The sequence below is a fragment of the Undibacterium sp. GW821-FHT07F11 genome, from assembly GCF_059418665.1.
The window spans coordinates 313,214-327,855 of sequence record NZ_JBWKQH010000005.1; the positions used below are offsets into that span (position 1 = coordinate 313,214).

Below are 14,642 nucleotides of genomic sequence, written 5' to 3' on the forward strand. Positions count from 1 at the left end.
GCTAACTTGGCTATCAGGCGTAAAAACTGAATTTACCCATGTCCTCTGCAACCAAGATCAATAATGCTGGCCTGGCGACCTTACTGGCTGCCCTGGCCATGCTAGGTCCGTTTTCCATCGATACTTACCTTCCTGCTTTTCCCAATATCCAGGCTACCCTGAATGCCAGTGCGCTGGAAGTGCAGCAGACCCTGACGGCCTATATGCTGTCCTTTGCCGTCATGACCTTATGGCATGGCGCTTTGTCAGATGCTTTTGGGCGGCGCAATGTGATCCTGGTGGCCCTGGCGGTGTTTGCCGTGGCCAGCTTTGGTTGTGCTTCTGTGCATAGCATTCATTATTTGTGGGGCTTTCGCATTCTGCAAGGTGTGTCGGCGGGGGCGGGCATGGTGGTTGGTCGTGCCATCATCCGTGACTTGTATGCAGGTGCCCCGGCTGAGCGTCTGCTGTCACTGGTGACCATGATTTTCTCTATTGCACCGGCGATTGCACCTATCCTGGGTGGCTGGGTAGTCAGTTTCCTGAGCTGGCGGGCGATTTTCCTGTTGTTGTTTGGCTATACCGTGGTCTTGTGGTGGGCTTGCTATAAGCGTCTGCCTGAATCCCTGCCTATGGATAAGCGCCAGCCTTTCAGCGCAGAATTTTTATGGGTCAGTTATAAAAAAGTATTCAAGTCACCACTATTTCATTTAAAAGCAGGCACCATCGCCTTTAATTTTGCTGGCTTGTTCCTCTATGTTTCTGCAGCCCCGGCTTTTATTACCCAGCATTTGCATCTGGGGCCAGACCAGTTTGGCTGGCAGTTTGTACCGTCGGTGGGCGGCATATTTTTTGGTGCTCTGGCAGCCAACAGGCTGGCAGGCAATATGACGGTATGGAAGCAGGTCAGCATAGGTTTTTGCTTCCTGATTGGCGCATCTTTGTTTAATGTCATCTTCCACTATTTTTCTCCACCTATACTCTTGTGGTCAGTGACACCGCTGTTTTTTTATACCTTTGGCATGTCTCTGGTTGCACCAGGAGCAACCTTGCTGGTGCTGGACTTGTTCCCGAATATACGTGGCATCGTCGCGTCCTGTCAGTCGGCCACGGTAACCCTGCTGGGGGCAGTGATTGCCGGTATTGTCGCACCGGCCCTTGATCATTCCGTCCTGACTTTGGCCTTGGGGCAGTTTGCGTGTGCGGCCATAGGCGCAGCCATGTGGTACACCGGACGTGCTTACTGGCGTGCCATGACTGCGCAAAAACAGAACGCCTGGGAGGCCATAGAGTAGGGGTTTTCACTGATTATGAAATGTTTCAATTACTGTAATATATAAATAAATTTCAAGTCAGTTACTTGAAATGCTTGTTACTGGCCTTATATAATTGGTGCTTTGCAGCAATGGTGCATAATCTTGTGTGGCAGCAGGTTTCCCTGATTTTGTGTACTATTCGTTCCGCATATGCAAATAAGATATCCGTCGTGTTCTTTTTGGCTGAACTTTATTAAAGTGTAGCTTTCTAAACACATTGAATTCATCAAGTTGTCACTTTTCACAGGTATCGTGCCGCTTGTCATTGGATCTCTTACCGATTCAAGGCTGTAAAACACCTGTAATTCTGTTTTTACCGTGCTTGATGTGAAATTGGTAAAAACTTAACATTCATTTTTGGATACTAGATAATGAAAAAATCATTCCTCGCACTTGCTCTGATGAGTGCTTTCTCCGGTGCAGCGTTCGCTCAATCTTCCGTTGTTGTCTACGGTATCGTTGACGCTGGCTTCCAAAGTCTGGACAACGGCACGCCTGCTGGCCGTTTCAACAAACTGCAGAGTGGTCAGGAAAACGGTTCCCGCGTAGGCTTCAAAGGTACTGAAGACCTCGGTGGTGGCTTGAAAGCCAACTTCGTTCTGGAAATGGGTCTGAACGTTGATGATGGTAGCTCTGCTCAAGGCCGTACATTTGGCCGTCGTTCTACAGTTGGCCTGTCTGGCGATTTCGGTACAGTAGATCTGGGCCGTGACAAGACTCCAACTTTCAAATTCTTCGACAACTACGATCCGTTTGCATCCGGCTATATCAACAGCGGCAATGGTCTGTCCAATCTGTACTTCATCGGCGGTACAGCTACAGTTGCTGGCGCTAACGCCAACTCCGGTGGCCGTGCAAGCAATGCGGTTTACTACTACACACCAGGTAACCTGAATGGTTTCTCTGCAGCTGGTCAATATGGCTTCGGCGAAGCTGCTGGCGACAACTCTGCTGGCCGTTCCCTGGGTCTGAACCTGCGTTACTCAGCAAATGGTCTGGACGTTGGTTACTCTTTCGTTAAAGATAATGGCCAAGCTGTAGCTGGTGGCGTTATCAATGCACGCAAAGGTAACACTCTGGCAGCTTCCTACGACTTCGGCGTAGCGAAACCAGTGCTGATCTATCAAAAAGTAAGCGATGATGCTGCGCTGGCTGTAGATCAAAAAATCTACACAGTTGGTGTAACAGTTCCGTTTGATGCATCCAACAAGATCCTGGCTACTTACTCCAACATCAAAGACTCTACACGTCTGTCCGCATCTTCGACAGCGACAGTTGGCGATGCCAAGCAATTCGCTATCGGTTATCAGTATGCATTCTCCAAGCGTACTGACCTGTATGCTGCTTTCGCAAGCACATCACAAGATGCCAATTCCCAAAAAGTGGGCGCAGCAGTTAAAGGCGCTGACGTAAAAGAATTGACAGCTGGTATCCGTCACCAGTTCTAATACGGTTCTTGTTAAACGGGTTCAGGCCCGTTTGATCTGAATACGAAAGAGGCGCTATCTTTTAAGATAGCGCCTCTTTTATTTTATTTATTCAAAGCCGTTGTAATTGTGAATGCAGGCAGACGCTGACATAAGCTTTGCGCCAGGTCTGACCGTATATTCCTGTCAGACCCGCCTGGGTTTGTTACAATGACAGAATATATATCGTTTCCGGGCTTCAACATGAAAATCACAAACAAATCTGCAGTGCTGCTGATGTCGTTTTTGTTGGCATTCACAGCCGCTCAGTCAGTTTCAGCACAAGCGCCTTCCAAGGCTGACGTGCCACCTCCGCCAAAAATGGAAAAACTGGAGGAACTCCCTGATCCCAAGGGTGTGTCGGTGAGCAAACCAGAACCTAAAACCAAGGTGACTGAAAAACGTGTCATTGGTGGTAAGGGAACCGAAGTGCAAGTGAAGTCTGGTAAAAGTAATTACACGGTTAAAACCGATACCGATGTAGGTAATGCACCAAAAGGTACGGTACAGGGCGATGCCAATCGTGCAGCCCAATGGACGATACTCGAATTCGGTGGCAAGAAAGAAGTTAAAGAGGGCAACCCTCCTGATGTGCTGGCACCTGCGCCAGCAAAATCAGCCGCCTCCGCCAGTGCTGCAGCATCGAAGTAAGCATTCACTTAGCTCCTCATTTTTAATTGACATGGCAGTTTTTACACCGGTAAGTCTGGAAGACCTTGGCCCCTGGATGCAGCAATTTCCTCTCGGTAAGGCGCTAAGCATCAAAGGTATTGCTTCAGGTATAGAGAATAGCAATTTTTTCATTAATACCGAAGCGGGTGAATTCGTCTTGACGATTTTTGAAAACCTGAGCTTCGAGCAATTGCCGTTTTACCTGAAACTCATGCGCCACCTGGCAGATCATGGCGTACTGGTGCCTGCACCTATCGCTAATGATCAAGGTGAGTTAGTGGTCGCTCTTCAAGGCAAGCCTGCTGCTATTGTCAGCAAACTTGAAGGTAGCTCACAGATGGAGCCGCAGACCGTACACTGTGCAGAAGTGGGGGCCATGCTGGCACGCATGCATACAGCAGGCAAGGATTTCAGCATACAGCAGCCAAATCTGCGTTCGCTGGACTGGTGGCACGAGACGACGCCCAAAGTCCTGCCATTCTTGTCAGATGAATTGCAGCATTTGTTGCGCGCAGAGGTTCATTTCCAGGATGCCTTTGACAGTACGTCAATTTACCGCGCCTTGCCGCGCGGCCCCATTCATGCCGACCTGTTCCGCAATAATGTCATGTTCGATGGCGAGCGGCTGACGGGCTTCTTTGATTTTTATTTTGCTGGTTGCGATACCTGGATTTTTGATGTGGCCGTAACAGTCAATGACTGGTGTATTGATGTCGCTACCGGTGTGCTGGATGAGGCGCGTGTGCTGGCCTTGTTGAACGCCTATCATGCTGTACGCCCTTTCACTGAAGAAGAGGGTATAGCCTGGCAACCTATGCTGCGCGCTGCTGCCCTGCGTTTCTGGTTGTCGCGCCTGTATGATTTTTATCAACCCAGGGACGCAGAAATGCTGACCCCGCATGATCCTACTCATTTTGAACGTATTCTGCGCCTGCGTGAGTCTGGTCGCGTGCCAGCTTTACCCCATTAATCAATGAATGCTGTTAATGCACAGTCCGGCTGGACATGGGTTAAGCAGGGCTTTGCACTGTTTCGCAAGCGGCCACTGGAATTACTCAGCCTGTTTTTCTTGTGGATGATGCTGACGCAGTTGCTGAGGTTCATTCCTGTAGCCGGGCAATTCCTGACCTTGTTTTTATTCCCGGTATTTTCAGTCGGATTTATAGAAGCATGCCGGCGCGCAGATAATCAGCAAAAAATAACACCCGGCTTACTTTTCTCCGGTTTTAAATCCCCGCGCATGGTCGCTTTGCTCGGCTCGGGTTTGCTTCGCATAGTCGCCATATTCTTTACCTATTGGCTTTCTGACCTGCTCAATGATGATGCTCTGTCCAACTTCATGAAGGCAGCAGGAAAGGCTACGCCTGCAGATGCTGCCAGTCTGGATCAGGCCATACCGGTCAAGGCGATGCTTTTGTCCGTCCTGATCTATGTCCCATTTGTGATGGCATTCTGGTATAGCGTTCCATTGATTGCCTGGCAGCGCATGTCCTTGATTAAATCCATGTTCTACAGTTTCTTTGCCGTCCTTCACTCCTGGAAAGCATTTCTTGTTTATTTCCTTGGCTGGTATGGTCTTTCGATCCTCATTAGCCCTCTGGCGCTTATCTTTCTTAGCATAGACGTTAACGTTGCGGTGTTGCTGTTGACAATATTGTCATTTATTATTTTTATCATCGCTTATTGTTCCTCCTATCCGACTTACACAGATATTTTTGGTAAGCCGGAGGAAGAAAGTCAGCCCGCTGCCTGATGCTCTGAAGGCAGGTCGAGGTCTTCAATAATTTCAAAGCTGTGCGTCATCTCTGCTGTTTTTTCCAGCATGATGGACGCCGAGCAGTATTTCTCATGTGACAGCTTGATGGCACGCTCCACCAGGTTCGCTTTCAACTGGCGGCCACGCACGACGAAGTGGAAATTGATCTTTGTGAATACCTTGGGTTCAGTATCAGCACGTTCTGCCGTCAGCTTGACGTCACAGCCACGGATATCCTGTTTGCCCTTGCGCAAAATCAGCACCACATCATAGGCGGAGCACCCGCCTGTACCGAGCAACACCATTTCCATGGGACGTGGTGCCAGGTTGCGGCCACCACCATCGGGCGCTCCATCCATTAATACCGCATGACCAGAACCGGTTTCTGCCAGAAAAGACATGCCGGACGACCCTGTCCAGCGTACTGTTGCTTCCATTTCTTACCCCCGTTGAATTGAAAATGCTGTCCTCAGATTGTAGCCTATTGCTCAAAATCGTGAACTTTTGCGCAGAAAACTGTAAATTACCTTGCACTGCACAATTTCTTATCCTATTATTGACTCATCGGTTAGTTAATAGCAAGTCTGTCAACTAACCCTGCAATTGTCTCCTCCACCTACTCCTTTGGTGGATTCAACCCGAAGCCAGCCTTCGGGTTTTTTTTGCCTGTGTTTCCGCAAAATTTCCACACAGTTTCTGCAAAGTCTGCACAAAAATTAAACAGTTCTTGCACTAAGTCTTTGAAAATACTATAATTTCCGACTCCCTGATCGCCCAAGGGAGAAGTGATAAGGACGAGTCTGCTGAAATTAATGGCAGAACCACCAAAAACACAGAATATTTGAGGGCGTTTTTAACTTTTATTAGGATTCAACATGAAAACCTTTTCCGCTAAGGGCCATGAGGTTCAGCGCGACTGGTTCGTGATTGACGCGACAGATAAAGTACTCGGACGTGTTGCCAGCGAAGTGGCACTCCGTTTACGCGGCAAACATAAACCAGAATTTACACCACACGTAGACACAGGCGATTTTATCGTTGTTGTTAACGCAGGCAAACTGCGCGTGACTGGTACTAAAGCTCTGAACAAAACATACTACCGTCACACTGGTTATCCAGGCGGTATCTATGAAACAAATTTCCAGAAAATGCAAGAGCGTTTTCCAGGTCGTGCACTCGAGAAAGCTGTTAAAGGCATGTTGCCTAAAGGCCCACTCGGTTATGCAATGATCAAGAAGCTGAAAGTCTATGCAGATGCAACACATCCGCACGCAGCTCAGCAACCACAAGTACTCGACATCTAAGGATTAGCCATGATCGGTAATTACAACTACGGAACTGGCCGTCGCAAGAGCGCAGTTGCTCGCGTATTCCTGAAATCCGGCAGCGGCAAGATTGTTGTCAACGGCAAACCAGCAAACGAGTATTTCTCTCGTGAAACTGGCCTGATGGTCATCCGTCAACCTCTGGAACTGACTAATAATCTCGAAACATTCGACATTATGGTTAACGTTCACGGCGGCGGCGAATCCGGCCAATCCGGTGCTGTTCGTCACGGTATCACTCGTGCCCTGATCGACTACGATGCAGCTTTGAAACCTGAATTGTCAAAAGCTGGCTTCGTTACTCGTGATGCTCGCGAAGTTGAACGTAAAAAAGTTGGTCTGCGCAAAGCACGTCGCGCAAAACAATTCTCCAAGCGTTAATTTTTTATCGCTGTACGAATTGCTACAAGAGAGCCGCCTGCAAGGGCGGCTTTTTTGCTTTTAGAAAGTGCTTTCGATCTGTAGCGAGCGTGCGTCAGCGGGATGAAGAGCAGCGCAAAAAGCGGAATGTACTGAAGTACATGAGCATTTTGAGCAGCGCATGAGTCCCGATCACGCTCGCGCAGTAAGATCGTAAACACATTCTTAGGCATGTAACGAGTTTTTTCAGTCGCAGCGGCATAGACTCTTATGCTGCTAGAATAGCGTCAAAATTTCTTGCAAGGAAAGCATATGATCAAAATTGGCATCGTAGGTGGCACTGGATATACTGGGGTAGAGTTATTGCGCATATTGGCCACCCATCCTCAGGCGCAAATTACGGCGATCACTTCCCGCAAGGAAGATGGCCTGCCAGTTTCTGAAATGTATCCTTCCCTGCGTGGCCGCGTGGATATTGCTTTTTCTGCGCCTGACAAAGCCAACCTCAAAGAATGCGACGTCGTCTTCTTTGCCACCCCGCATGGCGTCGCTATGGCACAGGCACCAGAATTGCTGGCCGCCGGTGTCAAGGTCATCGACCTGGCAGCTGACTTCCGCATGAAGAATGTGGCAGAATTTGAAAAATGGTATGGTATCCCGCATACCTGCACCGAGGTACTGGAAGAGGCTGTCTATGGCTTGCCGGAGCTGAACCGTGCCGCCATCAAGACCGCCAGAGTGGTTGGTAACCCAGGTTGCTATCCAACCACCATGCAACTGGGTTTTGCACCGCTGCTGAAGGCTGGCATCATTGATGCCGGTAACCTCATCGCTGACTGCAAATCCGGTGTATCCGGTGCTGGCCGCAAGGCTGAGCTGGGACTCTTGTTCTCTGAGACCAGTGACACCTTCAAAGCTTATGGCGTATCCGGCCACAGACATACCCCTGAGACCATAGAGCAATTGCAGCGCATCAGCAAAGAGCAGATAGGTTTGCTGTTCACGCCGCACCTGGTGCCTATGATACGTGGCATGCATTCCACCCTGTATGCACGCCTGAATACAGAAATCAGCAACGAAGACTTGCAGGCCCTGTTTGAAAACGCCTATAAAGATGAGGTTTTTGTTGATGTTCTGCCATTTGGCTCGCATCCGGAAACACGCTCTACCCGTGCTTCGAATATGTTGCGCCTGGCTTTGCACAGGCCAAATAATGGCAATACGGTCATTATTCTGGTGGTGCAGGACAACCTGGTGAAAGGTGCATCCGGTCAGGCAGTGCAATGTATGAATTTGATGTTTGGTCTTGAAGAAAGCACTGGGTTGATGCACGTGCCAGTGCTGCCTTAATCGCACGGCCATGCCAAAGTCACGTCTGACTCCCAAGCGCTTCCTGGCGCCAAAAATGACGATTACGCATGAACGCCCATGGTCATCAAAAATGGCCATGGCTGGCATCGTCATTGCTGTTGCTGCCGGTGTCGCCTGGTGGACTTATGATCTGGGCAAGAGCTTTGCCTTTGGTTCCAGGATCAGCGCTGATCAGGTCGAAGAGCTCAAAGAAAAAATCAAGGAACTGACTGCCGAACGCGACAAGTTATCGCTGGCAGCGAATACCATAGAAAGCACGGTCAATATAGACAAGTCGACGCAAAAGCAATTGACTGACCAGGTCAAGGTCCTGACTACAGAAAACCTCAAGCTTAAGGATGATCTGGCATTTTTTGAAAGTCTGACACCTTCTGCCGTTGGCGCTGAAGGTATCTCGCTGCAAAATTTCAAAGTAGAAATACTCAGTCCGGGCCAGTTGCGCTATAGGGCATTGGTCATGCAAGGTGGCAAAAGTGGCCGGGATTTCACTGGGGAAATGCAATTCAGCCTGAACTTGGTACAAGCGGGTAAACCTGCTACGATGCTGTTTCCCGATCCTAAGTCGGGCGATGCCGGGAAGTTGAAGTTGTCATTCCGGCATTATCAAAGACTGGAAGGTACCATTACCTTACCAGAAGGAGCTACGGTTAAAGGTGTGCAGGCCAAGGTCTTAGTAAATGGCCAGATCCGGGCTCAGCAAATGGTCAATTTATAGCGGTCAATTTGTAAGCGGTCAATTTATAAACCACGCAAAGAAAAGCTGCGCTTGCTAAAATGGCATTTCTTATATGCTGCGGCTTCTGGCTCACTTCCTCAAGAAGGAACACGAATGTTTAATCGAAAAACCAAAAACACCATAGACAGTCTGATCGGTGCGACCACCGTCATACAAGGCGACTTGCATTTCAAGGGCGGTTTGCGCATCGATGGTCATATACGCGGTAATGTTGTTGCTGACCTGGAAGCATCCAGCATGCTGGTGATTTCTGAACAGGCAAAAATTGATGGCGAAGTCCGTGCCGCCCACATCGTGGTGAATGGCGTCATCAATGGCCCGGTATTTTCATCAGAATTGCTTGAATTACAGCCAAAAGCACAAATATCTGGTGATGTGCACTACAAAACACTGGAAATGCTGAGCGGTGCTGTCGTTTCTGGCAAGCTCAGCCATGACCAGGCTCAAGAACCTGTCTTGAAACTCGCAGCGAACAATGCATAGATTTCCGTGCGGGTCTATAATGATGGTAAATAGTCTGAAGGAGTAATTATGAACGCTGTTGCCGAAATGCCCGCACCCATTGTTTTCACTGAAAGCGCCGCTGCCAAAGTAGCCCAGCTGATTGAAGAAGAGGGTAATCCTGACCTGAAACTGCGCGTCTTCGTACAAGGCGGTGGTTGCTCAGGTTTCCAGTATGGTTTCACATTTGATGAAATCACCAATGAAGATGATACGACCATGACCAAGAATGGCGTCCATTTGCTGATCGATTCCATGAGCTACCAATACCTGGTTGGCGCAGAAATCGATTACAAGGATGACCTCGAAGGTGCACAGTTCGTCATCAAGAACCCAAATGCAACAACCACTTGTGGTTGCGGTTCTTCATTCTCAGCATAATCCTCGTCGATTTGCCTGAAAAAGGACGCTGCGGCGTCCTTTTGTGTTTTTGTCTGTCTGCATTACATTGATTGTTACAGTTTATTGCGCTTTGATAAAAGGTTTGCCATGGCAATTCCTGTAAGATGCCGCCCTTTGGTTTAGTAAAGGGTTTCAGACATGAAAAACAAATACATACTCAGCTTGACGTCTATCCTGATGTCCATCCTGTTCGCGGTAGCACTGCCAGCCAGTGCAGGTGCGGGTGGTTTGAGCAAGGCAGAGCGCAGTCAGTACACTGCCATGCTGAAAGCCATCAACGAGAATAATGTTGCGGCAGTTGAAAAGCTCATCAAAGATAAAATCAGGCTGGACTTGCAAGAAGACAGCAGGGCTGCCCCTACCTTCATGACGCAGGCGGCTTTGAAGGGTAACAATGACATTATCCTGGCTTTGCTTAAGGCGGGTGCAAGTATTGAGTCCACGAATGGTGATGGATATACAGCTTTACTCTGCGCGGTGCTGATGGACAGACTGGAGACAGTCCAATTGTTAATCAGCAAAAAAGCCGACGTCAATGCCATTGCCCCTAATGGTGATACGCCATTATCCACGGCAAGATATGCAGCGAAGCCAAACAAGACAATGATAGAAACCCTGGTGAAGGCTGGGGCTAAATAGCAGTTTCGTGCTTGTTTTTTTGTTTATTTCTGTTTGTTAAACAGAAAATTTTCTACCCGATAAAAACTCTTTCATTGGACTGTTGCATAAGTCACTTCCCTTCGAGAAATGAAAAGTATTTGCGGCAATTTCTCTGAACAATTCATCACAAGAGTAGTAAAGCTGATTACACTCCTCTAGAACTCATTTCATCAATGAAGCGCCAACATCGCCATTGATGAAATGAGTTCTGATCAACAGGAGCCAGCATGGAAGCATCACTCGCCATTTCTTCACGCCAGCAAGATCTTGTGCGCGCACTGCGCCAGCAATTGCCAGCGCATTGCATTTTGTATGATGAAGAAGATACCCGTCCCTATGAATGTGATGGCCTGGCTGCCTACCGCCAGTTACCGATGGTGGTTACCCTGCCGGAGAACGAAGGCCAGGTCATCAGCATCATCAATATCTGCCGCGAAAAACAGATTGCCATCGTGCCCCGTGGTGCCGGTACTGGTTTGTCTGGTGGTGCCATGCCGATTGCTGATGGCCTGGTGCTGTCAACCGCCAGGCTCAATAAGATCATCAAGGTCGATGCCTATGCCCGCACTGCCGTGGTTCAGCCGGGCGTACGCAATCTGGCGATTTCTGAAGCGGTAGCTGCCCACGATTTGTATTACGCGCCCGACCCGTCTTCACAAATCGCCTGCACCATAGGCGGCAACGTGGCAGAAAATTCTGGTGGTGTGCATTGCCTCAAATATGGCCTGACCGTTCACAATGTCATGGCGGTACGCGCCATTACCATGGAAGGCGAAGTCATCGAGCTGGGCGGCGGTGCACTGGATGCACCTGGCCTGGATTTGCTGGCCGTGTTCATAGGCTCGGAAGGCATGCTCGGTGTCGTCACTGAAGTGACCGTCAAACTGATACCCAAGCCGCAAACAGCACGCGTCATCATGGCCTCGTTTGATGATGTAGTAAAAGGCGGCAACGCGGTGGCCAGCGTGATCGCCGCAGGCATCATCCCAGCCGGGCTGGAGATGATGGACAAGACCTCTTCACGCATGGTGGAACCCTTTGTGCAGGCAGGGTATGACACCGATGCCGAGGCTATTTTGCTCTGTGAGTCAGACGGGACGATAGAGGAAGTCGAAGAAGAAATTGCCCGCATGAGTGCTGTATTAGAGCAGGCAGGTGCGACCGCATTGGCAGTCTCCAATAGCGAGGCAGAGCGCCTGCGTTTCTGGTCTGGCCGCAAGAATGCTTTCCCCGCTGCGGGTCGTATTTCCCCTGATTACTACTGCATGGATGGCACGATACCGCGCAAGCATCTGGCGCAAGTCCTGATCGGCATCACTGCCATGGAAGAAAAATATGGCCTGCGTTGCGCCAACGTCTTTCATGCGGGCGATGGTAACCTGCACCCGCTGATTTTATTTGATGCAAATAAAGAAGGTGAGTTTCACCGTGCTGAGGAATTTGGCGCCGAGATACTGGAGCTATGCGTCAAGGTCGGTGGCACGATCACCGGTGAGCATGGCGTGGGCATAGAAAAAATCAATTCCATGTGTGTGCAGTTTTCCAGCGAAGAGATTACTGCCTTCCTCGCCTTGAAACGGGCTTTTGATCCGGCTGCCTTGCTAAATCCGGACAAAGCTATACCTACTTTGCATCGTTGCGCCGAATACGGGCGCATGCATGTGAAAAAAGGTGTGTTGAAGTTTCCTGATTTGCCGCGTTTTTAAAGACAAAGGCTAGACTTAATTGGACGATGGCATGCAAACGACGCTAGACAATTTTCGTGAACGCATCTTGGCAGCAAGCGCCAGTGGCACTGCGCTGCAGATACAGGGCGGTGGCAGCAAGCACTGGTATGGGCAGGGATTGCAGGGCGAGGTACTGGATACCCGCGCCTATAGCGGCATCCTGGCATATGACCCGACTGAGCTGGTGCTGACAGCCCGCAGCGGTACGCCGCTGTCAGAAATAGAAGCTGCCCTGGCCGCACAAAACCAGATGCTGGCATTCGAGCCACCGCACTGGGGCAACGCCGCCACGATAGGCGGTGTGGTGGCTGCAGGCTTGTCTGGCCCGCGGCGGCCAGCCGTCGGTGCCGTGCGTGATTTTGTGCTCGGTGTCAGCCTCATGAATGGGCAAGGGCAAATACTGGAATTTGGTGGCCAGGTCATGAAGAATGTCGCCGGCTACGATATCTCGCGTTTGTTGACGGGTTCCATGGGCTGCCTGGGTTTGCTGCTGGATATTTCCATCAAGGTCTTGCCACGTCCCTTTGCAGAAACCACCCTGGTGTTTGCCTTGTCGGAGGCAGATGCTTTGATGCGCTTGAATCTATGGGCAGGCCAGGCCTTGCCTATCTCGGCCAGTTGCTGGCATGTAGGCCGTTTGATGTTACGTCTGTCTGGCGCAGAGGCCGCAGTGCGTGCTGCCAAAGCCAGGCTGGGTGGTGAAGAAATGCAGGATGCCACGGCCTTCTGGACGGCTTTGTGCGAACAGACCCTGGATTTTTTCCAGCAGGAACAAGAACACGGCTTATGGCGCTTGTCACTACCATCTACCAGCCCGGCCTTGAAGCTGACTGGCAAATCCATGATCGAATGGAGCGGGGCGCAGCGTTGGCTTTACAGCACGGAAAAACCAGAGCTGATACGCCTGACGGCACTGGCTGCCGGTGGCCATGCGACATTATTTCGTGGTGGTGACAAGAGCATAGGTGTATTCGCACCCTTGTCTGCACCGGTAGAAAAAATACATAGACGCCTGAAGAATACTTTTGACCCTGCCGGTATATTCAACCCCGGTCGCATGTATAAAGGCTGGTAAAGACAATGCAAACCAATCTCGCTGATTTCATCAAAGACACACGCGAAGGCAAAGAGGCTGAAGATATCTTGCGCAAGTGCGTACATTGCGGATTTTGTACAGCTACTTGCCCAACTTATCAATTACTTGGTGATGAACTCGATGGTCCGCGTGGCCGCATCTATCTCATCAAGCAGGTATTGGAAGGCAAGCCTGCTACAGTCAAAACCCAGCAACATCTTGACCGCTGCCTGACATGCCGTAATTGCGAAACCACTTGCCCATCCGGTGTGCAATATGGCCGTTTGGTCGATATAGGCCGCCAGGTAGTCGAAAAACAGGTTGGCCGCCCTCTGTTCCAAAAACTCAATCGTGCAGCTCTCAAGACTGTGCTGCCGCGCAAATGGATATTCAACCCGGCGATGAAGTTGGGGCAAAGCCTGCGCGCAGTCTTGCCCAAGGCCTTGCAAAATAAAGTGCCGGTGGCGCAAGATGCAGGCATCTGGCCGCAAACTGAACATGCCCGCAAGATGCTCTTGCTCGATGGTTGCGTGCAACCAGCCATGTCACCGAATATCAATGCCGCTACGGCCAGGGTTTTGGATGCCATGGGAGTGCAATTGCAGATTGCGCAAAAGGCAGGTTGCTGCGGTGCCATACGCTATCACTTGAATGAGCATGAAGATGGCCTCAATGATATGCGCCAGAATATCGACGCCTGGTGGCCTTATGTAGAAGCCGGTGCCGAAGCCATCGTCATGACTGCCTCCGGCTGTGGTGCCACAGTAAAAGAATATGGGCATCTGCTGGCGCATGATGCAGCCTATGCAGTCAAGGCAGAAAAAATCTCGGCACTGACCCGCGACCTCAGCGAAATTCTGCCAGAATTCCAGCCGCAACTGGTGCAGCGCCTGCAAGGTAAACTGAGCAGGCGCATCGCCTGGCATCCGCCGTGCACCCTGCAACACGGCCAGCAGATACGTGGCAAGGTCGAAGGCCTGTTGATGGCGATAGGCGTAGATGTGAAGCTGTGTGCCGACAGCCATTTATGCTGCGGTTCAGCTGGTACTTATTCTGTCCTGCAACCCAAACTCTCTTATCAGTTGCGAGATAATAAGCTACGCAATCTGGAGGCGACGGACGCCGAGATGATTTTGTCGGCGAATATAGGTTGCCTCACGCATTTGCAATCAGGCACAGAATTGCCGGTACAGCACTGGATAGAACTTATAGACAGGTCCTTGCAGGACTCTGCGATAAATCAGGATTTGCCAGAAGCGGGAAGTGCGCCAAGCGATGTAAATAAACCCGGATGAC

16 protein-coding genes are annotated in these 14,642 nt (G+C 50.1%); 15 read left to right on the forward strand and 1 reads right to left on the reverse strand.

Annotated features, from left to right (window positions below):
• The first annotated feature begins 38 nt into the window (after window positions 1-38).
• The 5 genes from AC07OI_RS14745 (at window position 39) to AC07OI_RS14765 (ending at window position 5,186) form a co-directional block, all read left to right on the forward strand.
• Entirely contained in the window at window positions 39-1,274 is a 1,236-nt protein-coding gene (locus tag AC07OI_RS14745; RefSeq protein ID WP_495257756.1) for a multidrug effflux MFS transporter, read from the forward strand.
• A 392-nt stretch (window positions 1,275-1,666) separates the two neighbouring features.
• A complete protein-coding gene (locus tag AC07OI_RS14750) occupies window positions 1,667-2,743 on the forward strand; it encodes a porin (RefSeq protein ID WP_492703493.1) in 1,077 nt (358 codons plus the stop codon).
• A gap of 222 nt (window positions 2,744-2,965) precedes the next feature.
• Window positions 2,966-3,412 (forward strand): hypothetical protein, encoded by a 447-nt coding sequence (locus tag AC07OI_RS14755; RefSeq protein ID WP_492703494.1) that lies wholly within the window; start codon window positions 2,966-2,968, stop codon window positions 3,410-3,412.
• A 31-nt stretch (window positions 3,413-3,443) separates the two neighbouring features.
• Window positions 3,444-4,403 (forward strand): homoserine kinase, encoded by a 960-nt coding sequence (locus tag AC07OI_RS14760; RefSeq protein ID WP_495257757.1) that lies wholly within the window; start codon window positions 3,444-3,446, stop codon window positions 4,401-4,403.
• Between the two features lie 3 nt (window positions 4,404-4,406).
• A complete protein-coding gene (locus AC07OI_RS14765) occupies window positions 4,407-5,186 on the forward strand; it encodes a BPSS1780 family membrane protein (RefSeq protein WP_495257758.1) in 780 nt (259 codons plus the stop codon).
• On the opposite strand, the gene AC07OI_RS14770 is transcribed toward AC07OI_RS14765, so the two are convergent.
• Window positions 5,171-5,626, reverse strand: coding sequence for an OsmC family protein (locus AC07OI_RS14770; protein ID WP_492703497.1), 456 nt, complete (start codon window positions 5,624-5,626; stop codon window positions 5,171-5,173). The genes AC07OI_RS14765 and AC07OI_RS14770 overlap by 16 nt on opposite strands.
• A gap of 438 nt (window positions 5,627-6,064) precedes the next feature.
• On the opposite strand from AC07OI_RS14770, the gene rplM reads away from it, so the two are divergent.
• The 10 genes from rplM (at window position 6,065) to glcF (ending at window position 14,641) form a co-directional block, all read left to right on the forward strand.
• The gene (gene rplM, locus AC07OI_RS14775; RefSeq protein ID WP_110255178.1) at window positions 6,065-6,493 is read left to right on the forward strand and encodes a 50S ribosomal protein L13; all 429 of its coding nucleotides are present in this window, start codon (window positions 6,065-6,067) and stop codon (window positions 6,491-6,493) included.
• A gap of 9 nt (window positions 6,494-6,502) precedes the next feature.
• Entirely contained in the window at window positions 6,503-6,895 is a 393-nt protein-coding gene (rpsI, locus tag AC07OI_RS14780) for a 30S ribosomal protein S9 (RefSeq protein ID WP_110255177.1), read from the forward strand.
• A 291-nt stretch (window positions 6,896-7,186) separates the two neighbouring features.
• The gene (argC, locus tag AC07OI_RS14785; RefSeq protein WP_495257759.1) at window positions 7,187-8,224 is read left to right on the forward strand and encodes an N-acetyl-gamma-glutamyl-phosphate reductase; all 1,038 of its coding nucleotides are present in this window, start codon (window positions 7,187-7,189) and stop codon (window positions 8,222-8,224) included.
• 10 nt (window positions 8,225-8,234) lie between these two features.
• Window positions 8,235-8,960, forward strand: coding sequence for a DUF6776 family protein (locus tag AC07OI_RS14790; protein WP_492703499.1), 726 nt, complete (start codon window positions 8,235-8,237; stop codon window positions 8,958-8,960).
• A gap of 114 nt (window positions 8,961-9,074) precedes the next feature.
• Window positions 9,075-9,464 carry a bactofilin family protein gene (locus tag AC07OI_RS14795; protein WP_422949483.1) on the forward strand — a complete coding sequence of 130 codons (390 nt, stop codon included), beginning with the start codon at window positions 9,075-9,077 and terminating at the stop codon, window positions 9,462-9,464.
• Between the two features lie 48 nt (window positions 9,465-9,512).
• A complete protein-coding gene (gene erpA / locus AC07OI_RS14800) occupies window positions 9,513-9,863 on the forward strand; it encodes an iron-sulfur cluster insertion protein ErpA (protein ID WP_110255173.1) in 351 nt (116 codons plus the stop codon).
• Between the two features lie 159 nt (window positions 9,864-10,022).
• The gene (locus AC07OI_RS14805; RefSeq protein WP_495257760.1) at window positions 10,023-10,523 is read left to right on the forward strand and encodes an ankyrin repeat domain-containing protein; all 501 of its coding nucleotides are present in this window, start codon (window positions 10,023-10,025) and stop codon (window positions 10,521-10,523) included.
• Between the two features lie 248 nt (window positions 10,524-10,771).
• Complete coding sequence (locus tag AC07OI_RS14810; RefSeq protein WP_492703501.1) at window positions 10,772-12,250, forward strand: FAD-linked oxidase C-terminal domain-containing protein; 1,479 nt, start codon at window positions 10,772-10,774, stop codon at window positions 12,248-12,250.
• A gap of 31 nt (window positions 12,251-12,281) precedes the next feature.
• Window positions 12,282-13,346 carry a glycolate oxidase subunit GlcE gene (gene glcE / locus AC07OI_RS14815; RefSeq protein WP_495257761.1) on the forward strand — a complete coding sequence of 355 codons (1,065 nt, stop codon included), beginning with the start codon at window positions 12,282-12,284 and terminating at the stop codon, window positions 13,344-13,346.
• A 5-nt stretch (window positions 13,347-13,351) separates the two neighbouring features.
• Window positions 13,352-14,641: a glycolate oxidase subunit GlcF gene (gene glcF / locus AC07OI_RS14820; protein WP_495257762.1), complete on the forward strand. Its 1,290-nt coding sequence runs from the start codon at window positions 13,352-13,354 to the stop codon at window positions 14,639-14,641.
• Window position 14,642: the final 1 nt, after the last annotated feature.